Raw genomic sequence first — 18687 nt, forward strand, 5'->3', positions numbered from 1 at the left:
AGGCTTTTATTATTGCATTAATTTAATAATCCTTAAAATTGAGAATGGAAAATAAAGACTACGACCTTATATGTGTTGGCGCTGGTATCATGACCGCTACTCTAGCCCTTATTACTAAAATACTTCAACCAGAAATGCGCATTCTAATTTTAGAACGATTAGATAAAGTTGCTCAAGAAAGTAGTGCTGCATGGAATAATGCTGGTACTGGTCATAGTGCTTTATGTGAACTTAATTATTGCCCTCAAAAAAATGATCAAGTTGATATTAGTAAGGCAATAGATATTTGTACACAATTTGAAATGTCTAAACAATTCTGGAGTTACCTGATAGCTCAAAATCTGATCAAAGAACCTAACTCTTTTATAAATCCGGTACCGCATAATAGCTGGGTTTATGGAGCAGATAATGTTGATTATCTAGAGCGACGCTTTCACGCTATGAAAGAACATTTCATGTTTGATTCTATAGAATTCACAAGATCTATAGAGAAAATGAAAGAATGGTTTCCATTAATCATGGAAAACCGTGATGAGAGCGATCATATGGCTGGCTCTAGAATCAATCGTGGTGCCGAAATGAACTTCGGATCTCTAACAGAACAGCTATTTCATATACTAGAAAAAGAATATAACGTCACCGTTTCATTTAATGAAGAGGTTCAAGATGTAGATCCAGATAAAGATATAGAATGGGACGTCATTACAAAAAATAGGATCAGTGGTGATACTAGAACTTTAAGTGCACACCATGTTTTTATAGGTGCCGGTGGCGGTAGTTTGTTACTATTACAAAAGGTAGAAATAGACGAAAAAGAAGGTTATGGCGGATTTCCAGTAAGTGGCGCATGGCTGGTTTGTAAAAACCAAGAGATTATTAACCAGCATTACGGCAAGGTTTATTCTAAAGCTGGACCTAATGATCCACCTATGAGCACGCCACATCTAGACACGAGATTTATTAATGGGAAACGCGAATTACTATTTGGTCCTTTTGCCGGTTTTAGTCCTAAGTTTTTAAAAGAAGGTTCTTATCTGGATCTTTTTAAATCAATTAAGACCGATAATATTAAACCGATGCTGGAGACCTTTTGGGATAATCTACCACTAACTCAATACTTAGTAAACCAAGTCACCATGTCCTTTGATGACCGCATGGATGATTTGCGCAAGTTCTATAAAAATGCCAAAAATGAAGATTGGGAATACCTAGTTGCTGGACAGCGCGTTCAAATCATTAAAAAAGATGAATTTAAAGGCGGACAGTTACAGTTTGGCACTGAAGTCATAGCTAGTAAAGATGGAAGTATTACTTGCCTTTTAGGCGCCTCTCCTGGAGCTTCTACAGCGGTAAAGATTATGCTAGACGTGATAGAAAAAGCTTTTCCTGAACTCATAGAAAATCCTGAAACCTTAAGTAAACTACAAAAAATGATTCCATTTTATAAAACTGAGGTTACTAAAGAGTTATTTGATAAAGAGTTGATGAAGTCTAAGGTATTGTTAGAGTTGTAAAAATTAGGGCATGTGCGCATTTTAAATCTTAGATTAAAACACACGCATTACAGATGTGTACGACGTGCAGCTCGACACGCAGACACTGCAGGTTTTTATTTTCAATTTATTGATGGTATGTAACTATATCGAAGATTAAGTAATCTTTACAAACAAACATGATACAAAAATTAAATATAATATCGTGTTTAATTATTTAAAAGAATTTAATTCGATTAACATTTGTGATATTTTTTTCTCCCATTTTACTTGTACAATTTTATCAATACTAAAATAAGTTTCATTATCATATTTATTATTTAATGAATCACATTCACTCAATTTTTTTTCAAATACACTTTTATATACGTCAAAATCAGTGATTTTATTATTGTTTAAGCTATCAAATTCTTTTCTAATCTTACGAGTATAAACTTCATGAATATTAAAGTGTGACTGTTCATGTTTTAAATGTTGTATATCTTTAGTTATAGTCCAAGATTCATTTTTTAAAAAATAACAGTTAATTTCGAAAATGGGTATTCCATCTCTATAAAATGAGTTTTCAGTTACAATTTCAACAGCAGTTTCAGCAACAGCAACTCGTTTTTTACCAACCTCTTTTTTTCCTTTAAAATCAGACCATTTCAAAGGTCGCGAAGAATGCCATTTAATTTTATCATTTACCGGAAAAGTAGATTTACCAAATGACAGAAAGATTATCAAAATAACTAGAAATGTTTGTTTTATCAATTCTTGAATATTTAATTCGCGCTTATTTAATAAGTTTACTTATCCGATTGATACCCATCAAGTCTTCTGCTTCTTCTTTCTAGCTGCTGGGAATAATACGTTGTTTAATATCAAACGATATCCTGGCGAGTTGGGATGCAGGCTCAACTCTGTAGGTGGATCTCCTACTCTATGCTGGTAATCTTCTGGATCGTGACCACCGTAAAAGGTGAAGAATCCTTTACCACGTATACCATGAATGTATTTTGCTTCTTTGTTAGATCTATTTTCCCCTAGTACCAATACGTTTTTCTTCACTTCATCACGATCGTAACTGGTCGTTTGTCCCATAAATCCTTTTACGAGACTGGTGTGATTTTGATTCAACATCGTTGGGATAGGATCCCATTTTGCGCTGAAATCCATTAAAGAAAAGTAATCCAATTCTTTTTTAATACCACGCTTCTGCGTCATGTCTATAGAGCTGAATTCATACACATTAGGTGATCGTTCTAAGGTAAAATCTGTAAAGGCAAAGGTCTTAGTGTAATCAATTTTAGTTTGATAGGCAGCTTCACTAGCATCACCGTCAAACATAGGCTCAGCGATATCAACACCTTCGGCGGCAAGGGCAATGTCAAAGCTGTCTGTAGCGCTACACATCGCAAACATAAAGCCACCACCGACTACATAATCACGTATTTTAAGTGCTACGTCACGTTTTGCCTCACTTACTTTATCGTATCCTAGTTTAGCAGCACGTTCTTCGGCTTCCTTTTTTTCTTGAATGTACCAGGCTGCTGTTTTAAAGCTTCTGTAAAATTTACCATATTGACCTGTAAAATCTTCATGGTGCAAGTGCAGCCAGTCATAGAGTAATAACTCGTCTGCAAGAACTTCTTCATCATAGACCTTAGTATAAGGAATCTCTGCATAGGTAAGTACCATCGTTACCGCATCATCCCATGGCAACTTTCCTGTAGGAGTATACACGGCTATTTTAGGTGCTTTTTCTAGCAATACTTCTTGCATGTTTTGAGATGGACTAGCAATAAGAGCAAGTATATCGCTCACTTCACTTTCTGTCATTTCCTCATAACTCACGCCACGTACGATTAATTCCTTCTTTATTTCATCGACATCGGGCATTAAAAAAGAGCCACCACGATAGTTCAATAACCATTTTACTTTGGTCCCTTTACTGAGTACCCAATAGGAAACTCCATAGGCTTTTAAGTGATCGTTTTGAGTGTCGGCATCCATAGGAACAAATAAATATTGTCCCATTGCCATAGGTGCCCATAGTGCTAGAAAGGCGTATAATAGAAATTTCTTAAACATAAACATGTGTACTTTTGAGCTGTGAGATGGTTCATTACGCTTTCGCGAAAGCGTAAACCCAATCATCTACATCATAAAAAATGCCATACTATGGCTCGATGGCTAAGATAGCAAAGAACGCAGTAGTTATAGAAAAAAGTATATGCTTTTTAAAGATGACCTAGAAAGGTACCTCATCATCTGGACTCGCAGGGAAATCACCAAATGCGTCTTGAGCGCTAGGTAAACTTCTAGGATCAAGTCCATCTGGCCTGTTAGTATCATCGTTTGCCGCATTCATTTTTGAACCAAATTCATATGGCGTCGAGAAATCATCAAGGTTATCAAACTTACCAAACTGCCCAAGGAACTTAAGACGTATCGCATCTGTCGCACCATTACGGTGTTTGGCAACGATAAATTCGGCTTGATTTGCAGTTGGGCTGCGATCATCATCATCCCATTCTTCAAGGTTATAATACTCTGGTCTATAGATAAAGGATACAATATCTGCATCTTGCTCGATTGCTCCAGATTCACGCAGGTCAGATAGTAATGGTCTTTTACTACCACCTCGAGTCTCTACCGCACGCGATAGCTGTGATAGTGCTATTACAGGAACACTAAGTTCTTTTGCCAGTGCTTTAAGATTACGAGAAATGGTTGATATTTCTTGTTCACGGTTACCACCTTTTGCACCTGTTTGTGCGGTCATTAACTGTAAGTAATCAATCATGATTAACTTAATACCATGTTGTGAAGCTAGACGTCTACACTTTGCACGCAAGTCAAAAATGGATAATGATGGTGTATCATCAATGAAAATAGGTGCTCGCTCTAGATCTTTTACTTTAACGTTAAGCTGCTCCCATTCAAATGGCTCAAGCTTACCGGTTCTTAACTTTTCACTGCTCAATCCAGTTTCTGAGGATATCAAACGAGTGATCAATTGTACAGAACTCATCTCTAGTGAGAAGAATGCTACTGGTATATTAGATCCTACCGCCACGTTACGTGCCATAGAAAGTGTAAAGGCCGTTTTCCCCATACCAGGACGTGCCGCGATAATAATTAAATCACTAGGCTGCCATCCAGATGTTAATCGATCTAGATCTGTAAATCCAGTAGGGATACCACTTAATCCATCACGGTTTGCGATATCTTCAATACGCTGCTTTGCCTGTTTTACCAGATCCATTGCAGACTCTGTACTTTTTCTAATATTACCTTGAGTTACCTCATACAGTTTAGATTCTGCCTTATCTAGTAGGTCAAAAACGTCTGTAGACTCTTCATAAGAGTCTGAAATAATCTCTGTAGATAATTTAATCAAACTACGCTGAATAAACTTTTGCTGTATAATTCTAGCGTGAAATTCAATGTGTGCCGTTGAACTTACTAGCTGTGACAATTGCACAAGATAATGGTCACCACCAGCGGCTTCACTTTTCTCATCTTTACGCAATTGAGCACTAACGGTTAATAAGTCGACCGGACTACCGCTTTTAAACAGTTTATCAATAGCATCAAAGATGTATTGATGGGATTTTTGATAGAAAACCTCAGGTGTTAACAGGTCAATAACCTCATCCACACCTTTACCATCAATCATCAACGCTCCTAGAACAACTTTCTCTAAATCAATAGCTTGCGGTGGTATCTTTCCTCTCTCAAGAGGAACGACCATACTATTGTCTGTTTTAGATACGGCTAATGATTGAATTTTTTCCATAGGTTCAAAAGTAGTGCTTTAAAGGTGTTTATTAAGTATAGGGATGTCACACGGTAGTTAACAAATTAACTATTTATTATGATGACAACCTGTTGATAACTGCAGTTTTTTTTTGATTGTATTGTAAATCAATAGGCGACAAAAATCGCGCCTAAATTCGAAACAAAAATAAGGTCGTTGATAAGTTTTACAACACGATTTCTCCTACTTTTTAAAGAAAATACTTTGTTGCTTGAGGATAAACAAGATGCAAAATGATCGCTAGGTATTTTATCGACGATAAAAAAATCCCTAGACCTATCGGTCTAGGGATTTTATATATAAGATGGTAATAGGCTTACTCTTTGTAAACACCCATATTACAATATTTATCCATACGTTGTTCAACAAGCTCTGGAGCTTTTAGAACTTTCAATTCTTCATAATGGCGTAATATACATGCACTTACTGCTTTAAAAGTATCAGGTCTATTAGTATGCGCGCCACCTACTGGTTCTTTGAGGATCTCATCAACCAGTTTCATTTTTTTCATATCAGTTGCAGTTAGCTTTAACGCATCTGCAGCTTGCTCTTTAAATTCCCAGCTGCGCCACAAAATAGAAGAACAAGACTCTGGTGAGATGACAGAATACCAAGTGTTTTCAAGCATTATTACTCGATCACCTACTCCTATACCTAGCGCTCCACCACTTGCTCCTTCACCTATAATCATTACAATGATAGGTACTTTTAAACGAGTCATTTCAAGAATATTGCGAGCAATTGCTTCACCTTGTCCACGTTCCTCAGCTTCTAGTCCTGGATATGCACCTGGTGTGTCAATAAGACATACTACAGGAACACCAAATTTCTCGGCACTTTTCATAAGACGTAAGGCCTTACGATATCCCTCAGGATTTGCCATACCGAAATTGCGATACTGACGTGTCTTGGTATTAAAACCTTTTTGCTGACCGATGAACATAAAGCTCTGATCGCCTATCTTACCTAGCCCACCTATCATTGCTTTATCATCCTTTACTCCACGATCACCGTGCAGCTCTAGCCATGTGTCACCACAAATTGCTTTGATATAATCTAGTGTATAAGGACGAGCAGGATGACGTGACATTTGCACACGTTGCCATGGCGTTAAATTGCCATAAATCTCTTTGCGAGTAGCTTTTAATTTTTTCTCTATTTGTTTACAGGTTGCGGTAACGTCTACTTCGCTATCACTTCCTATAGCCAGCGTTTGCTGGTATTTTTCTTCAAGTTCCTTGATAGGTAATTCAAAATCAAGATATTCCATAAACTTAGGGTTGTTCTTGTTAGGAAGACAAATATAATAGATTCTTTTAAGCGATAGCACCTCAATAGTATAAGATATTAAGAGGTTTTATTTTATTCGCTTTCGCGAAAGCGACATGAAACAGCTCTGTAACTTTTAAAATAATTATAGAGCTATTAATGCTTCTACTATTTGCGTTGTAAACGTGTTTTTATAAAACCGTTGAGGACAATAACCACTAGAATAACAATGGCACCAATGTAGAACTGTGGTGTCATTTGCTCTGCATCGCCCAATATGAAAAACGCTAGTAAAATCCCATAAACTGGCTCGAGGTTTGTGGTAAGCATGACCGTATAAGCACTTAAATACTTCATTACTTTTACACTAGCGATAAACGCATAAGCAGTACATACAGATGCTAATATTCCCATCCACAACCAGTCATCACTAGTCAATTGTTGTGGTCCAACAAAGTCAAATTGTGGGAGCGCAAAAAATAAGGATAGCAATAACACACCACTTAATAATTCATAAAACGATATCATTGATGGAGGATGCTCTTTTGCAAAAGTCACATTCATAATCGAGAATGTAGCGCTCAAAAAAGCACTTATTAATCCCAGCACCATTCCCATAATATACTCTGTCTCTACTTGAAAAATATAATACAAAGCACCTATAATCACCATCCCAAATACTAGTTCATACCATACCAATTTTTTAGGCGTAAACAGCGGTTCTAGCAAGGCTGTAAAAAAAGCTCCTGTACTCATCATCGCAAGAGTAACAGATACATTAGACGCTTTAATGGCACCAAAAAATGTAATCCAGTGCAAGGCGATGACCATACCTGCTAGACAAATGGATAGTAAACGCTTGCGCGGTAATTTATGAACTCCCGTAAATTGAAACGGAATCTTTTTCACCTTCATGTAGATCACAATCATAATGACGGCTAGCACCATGCGCCACCAGACTAGAGGCACAGATTCTATCGAAATAAGTGCACCTAATACTGCGGTAAAACCCCAAATAAAAACTATAAAATGAAGATGGAGATAATTAAATAATCTATCGTCGCGCATTTCTTATCAGGAATAAAGCTACTATACCAAAGAATATATTAGGAGCCCAAACGGCGATCCATGGTTCAAACGATGTGCTTTTCTCTGCAATAGTTCCGAATACTTTATCCAAGAACATATAACTCATTGCTATGGCTAGACCTATCGCAAGATTCACACCCATTCCACCTCGCTTTTTAACAGACGATACTGCAACAGCTATAATGGTAAATATTAAAGCACTTACAGGTATGGATGTACGCTTATGTTTCTCAACATAATATACGTTCATATTTCCATTACCACGACTTTCTTCTGTCTCTATAAAATCAAGAAGCTTTTGATAAGATAAAGTCTCTGCCACATAAGATGATGGAGTTAACTCATCTATATCAAAATTAAGAATGGTGTCTAATTTTGCCTTAGTAGTTAATATTTCTCCATTTTCCTGCAGTACACGTTTTTTATAACGACTGAGTGTGTAAATGCTGTCTTTAAAAGCAATACGTTCTGCGTATAATTTATACTCTAGTTCATTGCCGTTAAAATGCTCTAAGGTAAAATCGTATCCTGTTTTTCTTCCAGAATTGTAATTACTTACATACACATAATCGTCATCTGATATACGCCGGAAAACATTATTGGTCTGCCGTTCTTTTTCTGACTTAAAGTATTTGAATTGAAACTCATTAAATCCTGCTGCTGCATCTGGAACAAACACCGTACTAAATACTAAAGCGGTAACACAAACTAATACCGCACCTATTATGTAAGGACGCAAAAATCTATTGTAAGACACTCCAGAACTTAGAAAGGCGACAATCTCTGTATTATTAGCCAGTTTAGAAGTGAAAAACATGGTAGAAATAAAGAGAAAAATAGGAAATAAGAAATTTGAAAAATAGATGGTAAAGTCTAGAAGGTACATCATCACCTCGGCAAAAGGGATGTTTTTACTTAAGATCTTCCCTATCTTTTCTGCAATATGCACGGTAATCATAATAGGTATGAAAAGGCACAAGAGCAGTAGAAAAGCTCCTAAGTATTGTTTTAATATGTATCTATCTAGAATTTTAAGCACTAAAGTCTATTATCCATTTGTTTAACCATCTTATCCTTCCATGTTCTAAAGTCACCTGCTATTATATGCTTGCGAGCTTCTCTCATTAACCATAAATAGAAGGATAAATTGTGTATGGTACAAATTTGTCTACCCAACATCTCGTTTACAGTAAATAAGTGTCGTACATAAGCCTTAGAATAAGCAGTATCTACCCAAGCATAATCTCCTGGATCTAATGGTGAGAAATCTGTTTCCCATTTCTTATTCTTCATGTTCATGGTACCATGAGCTGTAAAAATCATCCCATTACGCCCATTACGTGTAGGCATCACACAGTCAAACATGTCGACACCTAACGCTACATTTTCTAATAGATTAATAGGCGTTCCCACACCCATAAGATATCGAGGTTTATCCTTAGGCAATACAGCTGTAACGACATCTGTCATAGCATACATTTCCTCAGCCGGCTCACCTACTGACAGTCCACCTATCGCATTTGCAGGCATATCACAATTTGCGATAAACTCAGCACTTTGTTCTCTTAAATCCTTGTATGTACTTCCTTGAATGATCGGAAATAAAGTTTGATTAAAACCGTATTTATTAGGAGTATTGTTAAAGTGCTCAATACACCTTTTTAACCATCGGTGAGTCATGTGCATACTGCGACGCGCATAATTATATTCACATGGATATGGAGTACACTCATCAAACGCCATAATAATATCTGCACCTATACTGCGCTGTATATCCATAGCACGTTCTGGAGTAAAAAAGTGGTATGAACCATCTATATGTGATTTGAATTTCACACCTTCTTCTTTAATCTTACGATTTGCACTAAGAGAATACACTTGATATCCACCTGAGTCCGTAAGAATAGGACGATCCCAGTTCATAAATTTATGTAATCCACCAGCTTTTTCTAGCACATCTATACCAGGTCGTAAGTATAGGTGATAGGTGTTTGCTAGTATAATGTCAGGATTGACATCATTTTCTAGCTCGCGTTGGTGAACGCCTTTAACAGTACCTACAGTACCTACAGGCATAAATATAGGAGTCTCAATCGCTCCATGGTCCGTGTGCACAACTCCAGCTCTCGCTTGGCTTTGTGAATCAGTTTGTAATAAATCAAATTTCATGCGGCGCAAAGATACTTTAATGAACTTGAATTTGTACTTCATTTTAATATCTCAAAATGAATTTAGGAACTAATTGAAATAGATAATTATAAATATAGACATTGTTATTACGCTTTCGCGAAAGCGTAATTATGACAACTCTAACGGCACTTATAAATAAACTAGTTCTCCACTATTTTTTAATTTGTTTACAAAACATGGTTTTTAGTTAATAAGTGGTAGGTATTTGACCCTTTAAAAAAATGAGAATCGTTCTAACTTTGAACCATCATCAAAAAAAACCAAAATGGCTGATACACAGCACTTAAAAGATTTAGTAACGCAAGTACGTCGCGATATAGTAAGACAAGTACACGCGGTTAGTAGTGGACATCCTGGAGGCTCTCTAGGTTGCACAGAATTTCTTGTTACCTTATATAATGAAGTAATGGATCATGATCCTAGCTTTAACATGGACGGAATAAATGAAGATTTATTCTTTTTATCTAATGGTCACATCTCACCTGTTTTTTATAGTGTTCTTGCTCGTGCTGGATATTTCCCGGTATCTGAGTTAAGTACTTTTAGAAAACTAAACACCAGACTACAAGGTCACCCAACAACTCATGAAGGCTTACCAGGTGTGCGTATTGCAAGTGGTTCATTAGGTCAAGGAATGAGTGTTGCTATAGGTGCTGCACAAGTTAAAAAGTTAAACGGAGATGATAAAACGGTTTTCACACTTCATGGAGATGGTGAATTACAAGAAGGACAGATCTGGGAAGCTGCTATGTATGCGTCTGCAAATAAGGTTGATAATTTAATATCAACAATTGATGTGAATGGGCAACAGATTGACGGTAGTACAGAACAGGTACTTGCATTAGGTGATTTACGTAATAAATTTGAAGCTTTTGGCTGGGATGTTATTACGGTTCAGAAAGGAAATGATGTAGATGCAATTATCACTGGAATGAAAGAAGCAATGAATCTTACTAGAAAAGGTAAGCCAGTTTGTATCCTGCTTCATACTGAAATGGGTAATGGTATCGACTTTATGATGGGATCTCATGCATGGCATGGTATTGCTCCTAATGATGAGCAACTTGCCGAAGCATTAAGACAGAATCCAGAAACCTTAGGTGATTATTAATTAAAACACGCTGTATTAACAGCATGAGTATATGAAAATTTACGAAAATACAGGAAGTAAGGATACGAGATCAGGTTTTGGTGACGGACTTACGGAACTAGGAAAAAAGAATGAGAACGTTGTAGCGCTATGTGCTGATTTAACGGGTTCTCTAAAAATGAATGCTTTTGCAGATAATCATCCAGAGCGTTTCTTTCAAGTTGGTATTGCAGAGGCAAACATGATGGGAATTGCGGCAGGTATGACTATAGGTGGTAAAATTCCATTTACGGGAACTTTTGCTAACTTTTCTACAGGTCGTGTTTATGACCAGATCAGACAAAGCATCGCATATTCTGATAAGAATGTAAAGATTTGTGCTTCTCACTCAGGTCTTACTCTAGGAGAAGATGGTGCAACACACCAAATTTTAGAAGACATAGGATTAATGAAAATGTTGCCTGGTATGACTGTAATCAACACGTGTGATTACAATCAAACTAAAGCAGCTACACTAGCTATAGCGGAGCATCACGGACCTGTTTATTTAAGATTCGGTCGTCCTAAAGTAGCTAACTTCACTCCAGAAAATGGAACGTTTGAAATAGGAAAAGCAGTGATGCTACAGGAAGGTACTGACGTTACTATCATAGCTACTGGTCATTTAGTTTGGGAAGCTTTAGAAGCGGCTAAAACTCTTAATGAAAAAGGAATCAGCGCAGAGGTCATTAATATTCACACTATTAAGCCTCTTGATGAAGCTGCTATCATCGCATCAGCTAAAAAAACTGGTTGTGTCGTTACTGCCGAAGAGCACAATTATCTAGGCGGATTAGGAGAAAGTGTTGCTCGCACATTAGCGATGCACCATCCTACGGCACAAGAATTTGTTGCTACCCAGGATACCTTTGGTGAAAGTGGAACACCAGCTCAATTATTAGAAAAATATGGCTTAAACGCAGAGAATATTGCATTAAAAGCTGAAAAAGTAATAAGCAGAAAGTAATCTTTCATCTTATTCAATTTAAAAAATCCTTTAAGCTTAGCTTAAAGGATTTTTTTTTTCTAATTGTCCAGCAACCGTCTAAAAGCGATAAGCTATCTTAGGAAGCATGGAAAAAGAGTTCAAATCTTTAGTCGTGCCTCGCTCCATTTTAAATGGTGTATACTGCATGTCAAATGATATTTGAACTATCGATTTATCCTTAAAACTAAAGATATATGATAACCCAGGTGCTACTAGAAAAGAGTTTATATTATCATAATCCAGAACAGCATCTCCTGCCCTAGTTACCGGATCAAGAAATATTGATGACATCCCTAATCCAAAAGTTAGTTCTAAGCGATTTCTATCTTTTTCCCATATGTATTTATTAAGCTTTAAATAAGCATTTAATATAGTAGTCGCCTCAATTTCATAATCCTCATTATTATCTCTTAATAGAAAGAAATTTTCTTGTTGAGGAATAACAAGTTGAACTCCTAACTCAAAACTCCTACTATAAGAATCATCTGGTATTACAATTCCTAATTCAAAAAAAGGTGCATTATTTAAAAAATGCGATAGTTTGCTGGTAGGAATCCAATAACCTGCACCTATTTTTACATATGGTATATTTTGGTTAATGTCTAATTCTGCAGATGATGTAGCCCCATTACTTTGTGCTACACAATTTAGTGATAAGACTAAAGTGATGATACAAATTACAATTGATTTCATGATCTTGTTTTTTAAATTCAAGACAATAATATTGTGAACACTACAATTTTATTTGCGTAATCATCTAATACTCATTCAATCATTTGCAATAATCGCAAAGAGATCTTAATAATAAAAGCCTCGATTGAGGCTCATATTATTATCTATATATGGAGTAAATATCCTAGGTTGTTACTGCAATAGCCGTATCAGCATCTAAGTAATCTGGTACACCATCACCATCTGTATCTAAAGCATCACTTGGATTTCCATCTCCATTAGGATCTGCATTTTCATCGATGGTATCAACACCATCATTATCATCATCAACATCTATATAGTTAAAAGCACCTATCGTATCTTCATCGGTATTATCAGCATTATCAGATGACCTTAAATTACGATCTCCATCCAAATCTTCAAATTTAGAAAACACTCCATCACCATCGTGATCAGTAATTTTCACCGCTCTAAGCTGAAAAGTAAAAACTAAAGGCGAATATGCTGGAATACCAGATACCGAACTAGAAAAATAGCCTAAACCAGATGGCATGAATACAGCACCAATTCCACCATCATCATATGATAATGTACCATCGGGTTGCGGTGTAATGGTCGTAGCTTCATTAAATTGAGTCACACCTTCCATAAAACCACTCACAACTTGAGGCAAATCAAACCAAATTGCGTTTGTCGAAGAATCAAAAACAATCTGTTGATAAGAACCATCATCATTCATTTCCTTATTTAATTGATAACCTTTATAACTCACTAAAGTACTATCTGCAAATGATGGAGACTTTGCACCACCACCTTGTCTAACATTTAGTGTGTAAACCGTATAATCAATATCCTCTCTTCTTAAAATAGAAGTAGTCACCTGTTGAGATAATGGGATTTTATTTGCATTCACACCTACTAAAGAATCAAATTTTATCTCAAAATCACTATCTGCAGGATTTGTTGCAAAATCTTCATAGTTCCAAAAATGGGTATCTAAGTAATTCTGTAGCTCTAATTGATCTTCAAGATCAACTTCTTTTCGATCTCTAATTGCAACCGTTGTTGAATCATCATCTGGACTACAGGCGATTGCTATAATTATAAACAGACAACTAGTCACAATGTATTTAAGGTTTCTCATCTTCATTTTTTTAAGCGCTCAAAGATAGTATTTTCTAGTACTTTTGTTGAGATAACGCTTAATTAAAGCTTCTGTTATGCGAGTGGATAAATATTTATGGGCTACTAGATACTTCAAAACTAGAAGCAAGGCTACCGATGCCGCAAAAAAAGGACGAATCAGAGTTGGCGATTCAATTATCAAACCATCTAGAGATGTATATCCTGGAGATATAATAAAATTACGTAAAGACCAAATCGACTATGTAATTGAAGTAATAGACCTGCCAGATAGTCGAGTAGGTAATAAACTAGTCAATTTATATAGGTTAGATCGTACTCCACAGGAAAATTTTGAAGCTCGAAAAATGATAGAACTGAATCAAGACTATTATAGACGCAAAGGTGAAGGAAGACCCACTAAAAAAGATCGTAGAGACTTAAACGATTTACTAGGCCAACAAGATGAGGAAGAATGATTAAATTAGATCAACAATACTGGCAAGAGAGATATACCAACAACTCAATTGGATGGGATTTAGGAAAAGTATCTACACCTTTAAAGAATTACATTGATCAATTAACAGATAAAGACATATCTATTTTGATCCCAGGTGCTGGTAACGCATATGAAGCAGAATATCTCTTTAACAGCGGTTTTAAGAACATTACTATTTTAGATATTGCATCATCACCTATTAAATATGCCAAAGAAAAGATAGCCCTACCCTGCAGTAATTTTGTACAACAGGATTTTTTTGATCATAATGGCAAGTATGATTTAATATTAGAACAAACATTTTTTTGTGCTTTAGAACCACGTTTTCGCGAAAGCTACATTAAAAAGACACATCAACTATTAAAAGACAACGGTAAATTAGTTGGTGTTTTATTTAACTTTGAAAACAAATTGAACGGACCTCCATTTGGAGGCATTATTACAGAATATATTAAACTTTTCGAGTCACACTTCAAAATTATTATAATGGAGTCATGTTACAATTCTGTAAAGGAAAGACAGGATAAAGAGATATTTATTAAACTAATGAAAAAGAAATAATGGAAACTCGAATTTTAGATCATGATCAAGTAAAAAATAAAATTAGACGTATCGCTTATCAAATAGCTGAAGTTTATCTAAACCACGATGAGATAATTTTAGCTGGCATAAGTGACGGTGGTTATGTATTTGCTAAAAAACTTAAATCTTCTCTATCTAAAATTGTTTCTAGTGACATAATTCTTTGTAAAGTAGAAATTGACAAAACAAACCCATTAAACAATATCAAGACATCTTTAAAAGCCGAAGAATATACCAATAAAGGTGTGGTTCTATGCGATGACGTGCTTAATAGCGGCACCACTCTTATATATGGAGTAAAACATTTTTTAGATGTACCATTAGATCGCCTTAAAACCGCTGTTTTAGTTAATCGTAATCATAAAAAATATCCAGTAAAGGCGGATTTTAAAGGAATTTCTCTATCTACAACCATGCAAGAACACATAGAGGTTCATATTAAAGCCGAACCATACAGTGTTATCTTAAAATAGTGTACTTATTATTTCTTTTGAAATTTGACTAAGACTTTTATCATCAACAGTAATTTGATGATGTGCACGTTGATAATATGGACGACGTTCAAAAAGATGCTTGCCAATAAATTCTAATAACTCATCTTCATCTGTAATTCCTGAAATTATGGGACGATTTATTTTATCATCATTTAATCTATTCAATAGTGTTTTCATTCCCGCGCTTAGATAAAATGTATGGATATAGCTCTTATTTAATAATAATTCCATGTTATTGTAATAGCATGGAGTACCACCTCCTAGACTTAAAATAACTTTACGATCCTCTTTTATTAACTCTTTCAGATATTTATTTTCTATTTTTCTAAAATAAATAGCACCATTTCTCTCAAATATTTCAGAAATTTTTTTTCCTTCTTTAAATTCAATATAATGATCCAAATCGATGAACTCGAACCCTATCAAACCACTAATCACCTGTCCTACAACAGTTTTACCACTACCCATATAACCTAATAAAACAATCATTTAATTACATTTTTTAGCCTTCAAAAAGCACAGATTAAAAAAAACGAAATTAATTTAAAAAAACTTGTTGAGATTTAAAAAGAGGTTATATATTTGCACCCGCAATTAAGCAATACCGATCTGGTAGCTCAGTTGGCAGAGCATCTCCCTTTTAAGGAGAGGGTCCTGGGTTCGAGCCCCAGCCAGATCACAAGATTATAGTAATCTCTAAAAAGTCCTTAAATTTTAAGGACTTTTTTTATACCCGAGTGCTGGAATTGGTAGACAGGCACGGTTGAGGGCCGTGTGTGCTAGTCACGTGTGGGTTCAAGTCCCATCTCGGGTACTATAAAAATCAGGTTTTACCTGATTTTTTTTTTATCCTATATCGAAATTCTCACAAATAACATCGCAATTGTTAAATAAAATCCAAATTGTAGAACTTTTATTATAAAAACTCAAACACTTTCCAATTTTGTTTAACTTTACCCATGTAAAAGTAAAACAGAGATATTTTGATTAAAAGCAAGTTTAGTATTAAGGATTTAGAAAACCTTAGTGGCATTAAAGCACATACCATAAGAATTTGGGAAAAGAGGTATGGCTTACTAACGCCAGATAGAACAGATACCAATATCAGAACGTATGACTTAGAAGCTCTACAGAAGATATTGAACATCTCCTATTTACGTAATGCTGGTATAAAGATATCAGCTATTGCTGAACTGAGTTCAGAAGATATTGAAATTCAGGTTAGAAATTTTGCTGAACGTAATAATAAGAATGATCACGCCATACAGGAATTAAAACTAGCTATGGTCAACTTTGACCAGCAAATGTTTCAAAGAATATATCAAAGCTCTTTAGACGAGTTCGGTTTTTCAGGCGTATTCTATAATCTATTCGTACCGTTTTTAGAGGAATTAGGTTATTTGTGGCAATCAAAAACAATCAATCTAGCACATGAGCATTTTATTAGTCACTTGATTAAACAAAAGGTTTTAATAAACCTAGAAAAATTACAGTATAAACAGCCTCATAATCAAGAACAAGTTTACATATTGTTTCTTCCAGAAAATGAAATGCATGACTTAGGATTACTTTTTCTAAACTATGAGTTATTAAAAAAAGGATGTAACACTATATATCTAGGAGCGAGTATGATGTTAGAATCTCTACCATTCTTTAAAAGCAAAGAGGCTAAGCCAACTTTTATAACCTACATAACCGTTCAACCAACCGAAAAACAGCTTCCCTCCTTCTTAAAACAGTTTGACAAGAAAGTTTCCAACGGCGACGACGTTGAGTTATGGGTTTTAGGACATTTAGCTCAGAAAATAAAAGACAAAGACCTTAAACCTAATCAACTTGTATTTAGAGGTATATCTGATGTGATAGGTAAAATTCCTGATTTAGTAATAAAAGCATGAGCAAAAAAATAGCAATAATAGGTTCTGGTTTCGCTTCTCTTTCTGCTGCTAGCTATTTAGCTCAAGCAGGTAATGATGTCACGATATACGAAAAAAACAATACCGTTGGTGGACGAGCTAGAAGATTAGTTAAAAATGGTTTTACATTTGACATAGGACCTTCTTGGTACTGGATGCCTGATATATTTGAACGTTTTTTTGCCGATTTTGGTAAAATGCCTTCTGATTATTATGAATTAGATAAATTAAGCCCTGCATATACAGTCCTATTTAAAGATGAATCAATTGTTATAGGAGATAACTTAAGTACCATTAAAGGTACATTTGAACGCATCGAGAAAGGAAGTTCTGTTTACCTTCAAGACTTTATAGATAATGCAAAAGAAAACTATGATATAGCCATTAAAAAACTTGTCTACAGGCCAGGAGAATCTCCACTAGAATTAGTAACACCTCAGACTGTGAAAAAACTAGGAGCATTTGTAAGTAATGTATCAAGAGATGTTCGTAAAAAATTTACCAATCCTAAACTAATATCTATTCTAGAATTCCCTGTATTATTTTTAGGTGCTACTCCAGGTAACACACCTAGTTTTTATAATTTCATGAATTATGCAGATTTTGGACTAGGCACATGGCATCCCAAAGGAGGAATGTATGAAGTTATACTAGCGATGGAACAACTGGCAAAAGAACAAGGAGTAACCATTCACACAAACTCAGCTGTTACTAAAATATTAGTGGATGATAAGAATCAAGCTATGGGTATTGAAGTAAATGATGAGAAGTTAACATTTGATATCATTCTTTCTGGCGCAGATTATCATCATTCAGAAACCTTATTACCTCAAAAAAACAGGCAATACTCTGAAGCTTATTGGGAAAAGAAGACTTTTGCACCCAGCTCATTAATCTTCTATGTTGGTTTTGACAAAAAACTTAAAAATATTGAACATCACAATTTATTCTTTGATACTGATTTTGAAAAACACGCGCACGAAATCTACGAAGATGCCCAATGGCCTGAAGACCCATTGTTTTATGCAAACTTTACATCAATAACAGACAGTAGCACCGCACCAGATGGCTGTGAAAATGGTTTTTTTCTAATACCGTTAGCACCTGATTTAGAGGACACACCTGAGCTTAGGGAAAAATACTTCAATATCATAATGAAACGTTTTGAAGAAAGAACTCAGCAAAACGTCACAAATCATATTTTATTTAAAGAATCGTTTTGTGTAAATGATTTTAAATCAGAGTACAATAGCTACAAAGGAAATGCCTATGGTATGGCAAACACTTTATTACAAACTGCTTTCTTACGACCTAATCTTAAAAGTAAAAAAGTAAAAAACCTATATTTCACTGGTCAACTTACCGTTCCAGGACCTGGAGTACCACCATCTATTATTTCTGGAAAATTAGCAGCAGACCTTATTAAAAAATATTCATAA

The 18687-nt window shown here is 35.3% G+C and carries 18 protein-coding genes and 2 tRNA genes; 10 read left to right on the forward strand and 10 right to left on the reverse strand.

What is annotated here, in order from left to right; translation table 11 throughout:
- The first annotated feature begins 44 nt into the window (after nucleotides 1-44).
- The gene (gene mqo, locus R1T42_RS07480) at nucleotides 45-1514 is read left to right on the forward strand and encodes a malate dehydrogenase (quinone) (protein ID WP_317289887.1); all 1470 of its coding nucleotides are present in this window, start codon (nucleotides 45-47) and stop codon (nucleotides 1512-1514) included.
- Nucleotides 1515-1706: 192 nt separating this feature from the next.
- Here mqo and R1T42_RS07485 read toward each other — a convergent pair whose 3' ends face one another.
- The 7 genes from R1T42_RS07485 to tgt all read right to left on the reverse strand — a co-directional run bounded on the left by R1T42_RS07485 (nucleotide 1707) and on the right by tgt (nucleotide 9825).
- The gene (locus tag R1T42_RS07485) at nucleotides 1707-2246 is read right to left on the reverse strand and encodes a hypothetical protein (protein WP_317289888.1); all 540 of its coding nucleotides are present in this window, start codon (nucleotides 2244-2246) and stop codon (nucleotides 1707-1709) included.
- A 57-nt stretch (nucleotides 2247-2303) separates the two neighbouring features.
- Complete coding sequence (locus R1T42_RS07490) at nucleotides 2304-3518, reverse strand: asparagine synthetase B (protein WP_193742966.1); 1215 nt, start codon at nucleotides 3516-3518, stop codon at nucleotides 2304-2306.
- A gap of 208 nt (nucleotides 3519-3726) precedes the next feature.
- Nucleotides 3727-5277 carry a replicative DNA helicase gene (dnaB, locus tag R1T42_RS07495; RefSeq protein WP_042269816.1) on the reverse strand — a complete coding sequence of 517 codons (1551 nt, stop codon included), beginning with the start codon at nucleotides 5275-5277 and terminating at the stop codon, nucleotides 3727-3729.
- Between the two features lie 337 nt (nucleotides 5278-5614).
- Nucleotides 5615-6568 (reverse strand): acetyl-CoA carboxylase carboxyltransferase subunit alpha, encoded by a 954-nt coding sequence (locus tag R1T42_RS07500; RefSeq protein ID WP_036579613.1) that lies wholly within the window; start codon nucleotides 6566-6568, stop codon nucleotides 5615-5617.
- A 167-nt stretch (nucleotides 6569-6735) separates the two neighbouring features.
- Nucleotides 6736-7635 carry a DMT family transporter gene (locus tag R1T42_RS07505; protein ID WP_317289889.1) on the reverse strand — a complete coding sequence of 300 codons (900 nt, stop codon included), beginning with the start codon at nucleotides 7633-7635 and terminating at the stop codon, nucleotides 6736-6738.
- Nucleotides 7622-8695, reverse strand: a complete 1074-nt coding sequence (locus tag R1T42_RS07510; RefSeq protein ID WP_036579610.1) for an LptF/LptG family permease — start codon at nucleotides 8693-8695, stop codon at nucleotides 7622-7624. The genes R1T42_RS07505 and R1T42_RS07510 overlap by 14 nt, the downstream gene beginning before the upstream one ends.
- The gene (gene tgt, locus R1T42_RS07515) at nucleotides 8695-9825 is read right to left on the reverse strand and encodes a tRNA guanosine(34) transglycosylase Tgt (RefSeq protein WP_036579607.1); all 1131 of its coding nucleotides are present in this window, start codon (nucleotides 9823-9825) and stop codon (nucleotides 8695-8697) included. Before tgt ends, R1T42_RS07510 begins: the two co-directional genes overlap by 1 nt.
- A 286-nt stretch (nucleotides 9826-10111) precedes the next feature.
- On the opposite strand from tgt, the gene R1T42_RS07520 reads away from it, so the two are divergent.
- Nucleotides 10112-10957: a transketolase gene (locus R1T42_RS07520; RefSeq protein ID WP_036579605.1), complete on the forward strand. Its 846-nt coding sequence runs from the start codon at nucleotides 10112-10114 to the stop codon at nucleotides 10955-10957.
- Nucleotides 10958-10988: 31 nt separating this feature from the next.
- On the forward strand, nucleotides 10989-11942 hold the full coding sequence (locus R1T42_RS07525; protein WP_036579602.1) for a transketolase family protein: 954 nt from the start codon (nucleotides 10989-10991) through the stop codon (nucleotides 11940-11942).
- A 78-nt stretch (nucleotides 11943-12020) separates the two neighbouring features.
- Here R1T42_RS07525 and R1T42_RS07530 read toward each other — a convergent pair whose 3' ends face one another.
- Both R1T42_RS07530 and R1T42_RS07535 read right to left on the reverse strand, forming a co-directional pair.
- Nucleotides 12021-12656, reverse strand: a complete 636-nt coding sequence (locus tag R1T42_RS07530; RefSeq protein ID WP_317289890.1) for a hypothetical protein — start codon at nucleotides 12654-12656, stop codon at nucleotides 12021-12023.
- A gap of 163 nt (nucleotides 12657-12819) precedes the next feature.
- Entirely contained in the window at nucleotides 12820-13779 is a 960-nt protein-coding gene (locus tag R1T42_RS07535; protein WP_317289891.1) for an FKBP-type peptidyl-prolyl cis-trans isomerase, read from the reverse strand.
- 76 nt (nucleotides 13780-13855) lie between these two features.
- On the opposite strand from R1T42_RS07535, the gene R1T42_RS07540 reads away from it, so the two are divergent.
- From R1T42_RS07540 to R1T42_RS07550, 3 genes are read left to right on the forward strand one after another with little or no spacing between them, the layout of a single operon-like run.
- Nucleotides 13856-14236 (forward strand): RNA-binding S4 domain-containing protein, encoded by a 381-nt coding sequence (locus tag R1T42_RS07540; RefSeq protein WP_317289892.1) that lies wholly within the window; start codon nucleotides 13856-13858, stop codon nucleotides 14234-14236.
- Nucleotides 14233-14817, forward strand: coding sequence for a methyltransferase domain-containing protein (locus tag R1T42_RS07545; RefSeq protein ID WP_317289893.1), 585 nt, complete (start codon nucleotides 14233-14235; stop codon nucleotides 14815-14817). Before R1T42_RS07540 ends, R1T42_RS07545 begins: the two co-directional genes overlap by 4 nt.
- Complete coding sequence (locus tag R1T42_RS07550) at nucleotides 14817-15311, forward strand: phosphoribosyltransferase family protein (protein WP_036579590.1); 495 nt, start codon at nucleotides 14817-14819, stop codon at nucleotides 15309-15311. Before R1T42_RS07545 ends, R1T42_RS07550 begins: the two co-directional genes overlap by 1 nt.
- Here the strand turns inward: R1T42_RS07550 and R1T42_RS07555 are convergent.
- A complete protein-coding gene (locus R1T42_RS07555; protein WP_317289894.1) occupies nucleotides 15303-15821 on the reverse strand; it encodes a shikimate kinase in 519 nt (172 codons plus the stop codon). The two genes, R1T42_RS07550 and R1T42_RS07555, sit on opposite strands and share 9 nt — an antisense overlap.
- Nucleotides 15822-15938: 117 nt before the next feature.
- Here R1T42_RS07555 and R1T42_RS07560 point away from each other — a divergent pair.
- The 4 genes from R1T42_RS07560 to R1T42_RS07575 all read left to right on the forward strand — a co-directional run bounded on the left by R1T42_RS07560 (nucleotide 15939) and on the right by R1T42_RS07575 (nucleotide 18687).
- Nucleotides 15939-16011: transfer RNA gene (locus tag R1T42_RS07560), tRNA-Lys, on the forward strand.
- A gap of 52 nt (nucleotides 16012-16063) precedes the next feature.
- Nucleotides 16064-16146 (forward strand) — tRNA-Leu (locus R1T42_RS07565).
- Between the two features lie 169 nt (nucleotides 16147-16315).
- On the forward strand, nucleotides 16316-17230 hold the full coding sequence (locus tag R1T42_RS07570) for a MerR family transcriptional regulator (RefSeq protein WP_317289895.1): 915 nt from the start codon (nucleotides 16316-16318) through the stop codon (nucleotides 17228-17230).
- A complete protein-coding gene (locus tag R1T42_RS07575) occupies nucleotides 17227-18687 on the forward strand; it encodes a phytoene desaturase family protein (protein WP_317289896.1) in 1461 nt (486 codons plus the stop codon). Before R1T42_RS07570 ends, R1T42_RS07575 begins: the two co-directional genes overlap by 4 nt.

The sequence above is a fragment of the Nonlabens ulvanivorans genome (genome assembly GCF_032922765.1).
Taxonomy (GTDB): domain Bacteria; phylum Bacteroidota; class Bacteroidia; order Flavobacteriales; family Flavobacteriaceae; genus Nonlabens; species Nonlabens ulvanivorans.

What these genes read in the sequence shown, in the direction of transcription:
- R1T42_RS07540 (WP_317289892.1), top strand. Translation starts at nt 13,856, where the DNA reads ATGCGAGTGGATAAATATTTATGGGCTACTAGATACTTCAAAACTAGA.
- R1T42_RS07550 (WP_036579590.1), top strand. Translation starts at nt 14,817, where the DNA reads ATGGAAACTCGAATTTTAGATCATGATCAAGTAAAAAATAAAATTAGA.
- R1T42_RS07555 (WP_317289894.1), bottom strand. Translation starts at nt 15,821, where the DNA reads ATGATTGTTTTATTAGGTTATATGGGTAGTGGTAAAACTGTTGTAGGA.
- R1T42_RS07490 (WP_193742966.1), bottom strand. Translation starts at nt 3,518, where the DNA reads ATGGCAATGGGACAATATTTATTTGTTCCTATGGATGCCGACACTCAA.
- mqo (WP_317289887.1), top strand. Translation starts at nt 45, where the DNA reads ATGGAAAATAAAGACTACGACCTTATATGTGTTGGCGCTGGTATCATG.
- R1T42_RS07505 (WP_317289889.1), bottom strand. Translation starts at nt 7,635, where the DNA reads ATGCGCGACGATAGATTATTTAATTATCTCCATCTTCATTTTATAGTT.
- R1T42_RS07520 (WP_036579605.1), top strand. Translation starts at nt 10,112, where the DNA reads ATGGCTGATACACAGCACTTAAAAGATTTAGTAACGCAAGTACGTCGC.
- R1T42_RS07530 (WP_317289890.1), bottom strand. Translation starts at nt 12,656, where the DNA reads ATGAAATCAATTGTAATTTGTATCATCACTTTAGTCTTATCACTAAAT.
- tgt (WP_036579607.1), bottom strand. Translation starts at nt 9,825, where the DNA reads ATGAAATTTGATTTATTACAAACTGATTCACAAAGCCAAGCGAGAGCT.
- dnaB (WP_042269816.1), bottom strand. Translation starts at nt 5,277, where the DNA reads ATGGAAAAAATTCAATCATTAGCCGTATCTAAAACAGACAATAGTATG.
- R1T42_RS07545 (WP_317289893.1), top strand. Translation starts at nt 14,233, where the DNA reads ATGATTAAATTAGATCAACAATACTGGCAAGAGAGATATACCAACAAC.
- R1T42_RS07535 (WP_317289891.1), bottom strand. Translation starts at nt 13,779, where the DNA reads ATGAGAAACCTTAAATACATTGTGACTAGTTGTCTGTTTATAATTATA.
- R1T42_RS07575 (WP_317289896.1), top strand. Translation starts at nt 17,227, where the DNA reads ATGAGCAAAAAAATAGCAATAATAGGTTCTGGTTTCGCTTCTCTTTCT.
- R1T42_RS07500 (WP_036579613.1), bottom strand. Translation starts at nt 6,568, where the DNA reads ATGGAATATCTTGATTTTGAATTACCTATCAAGGAACTTGAAGAAAAA.
- R1T42_RS07525 (WP_036579602.1), top strand. Translation starts at nt 10,989, where the DNA reads ATGAAAATTTACGAAAATACAGGAAGTAAGGATACGAGATCAGGTTTT.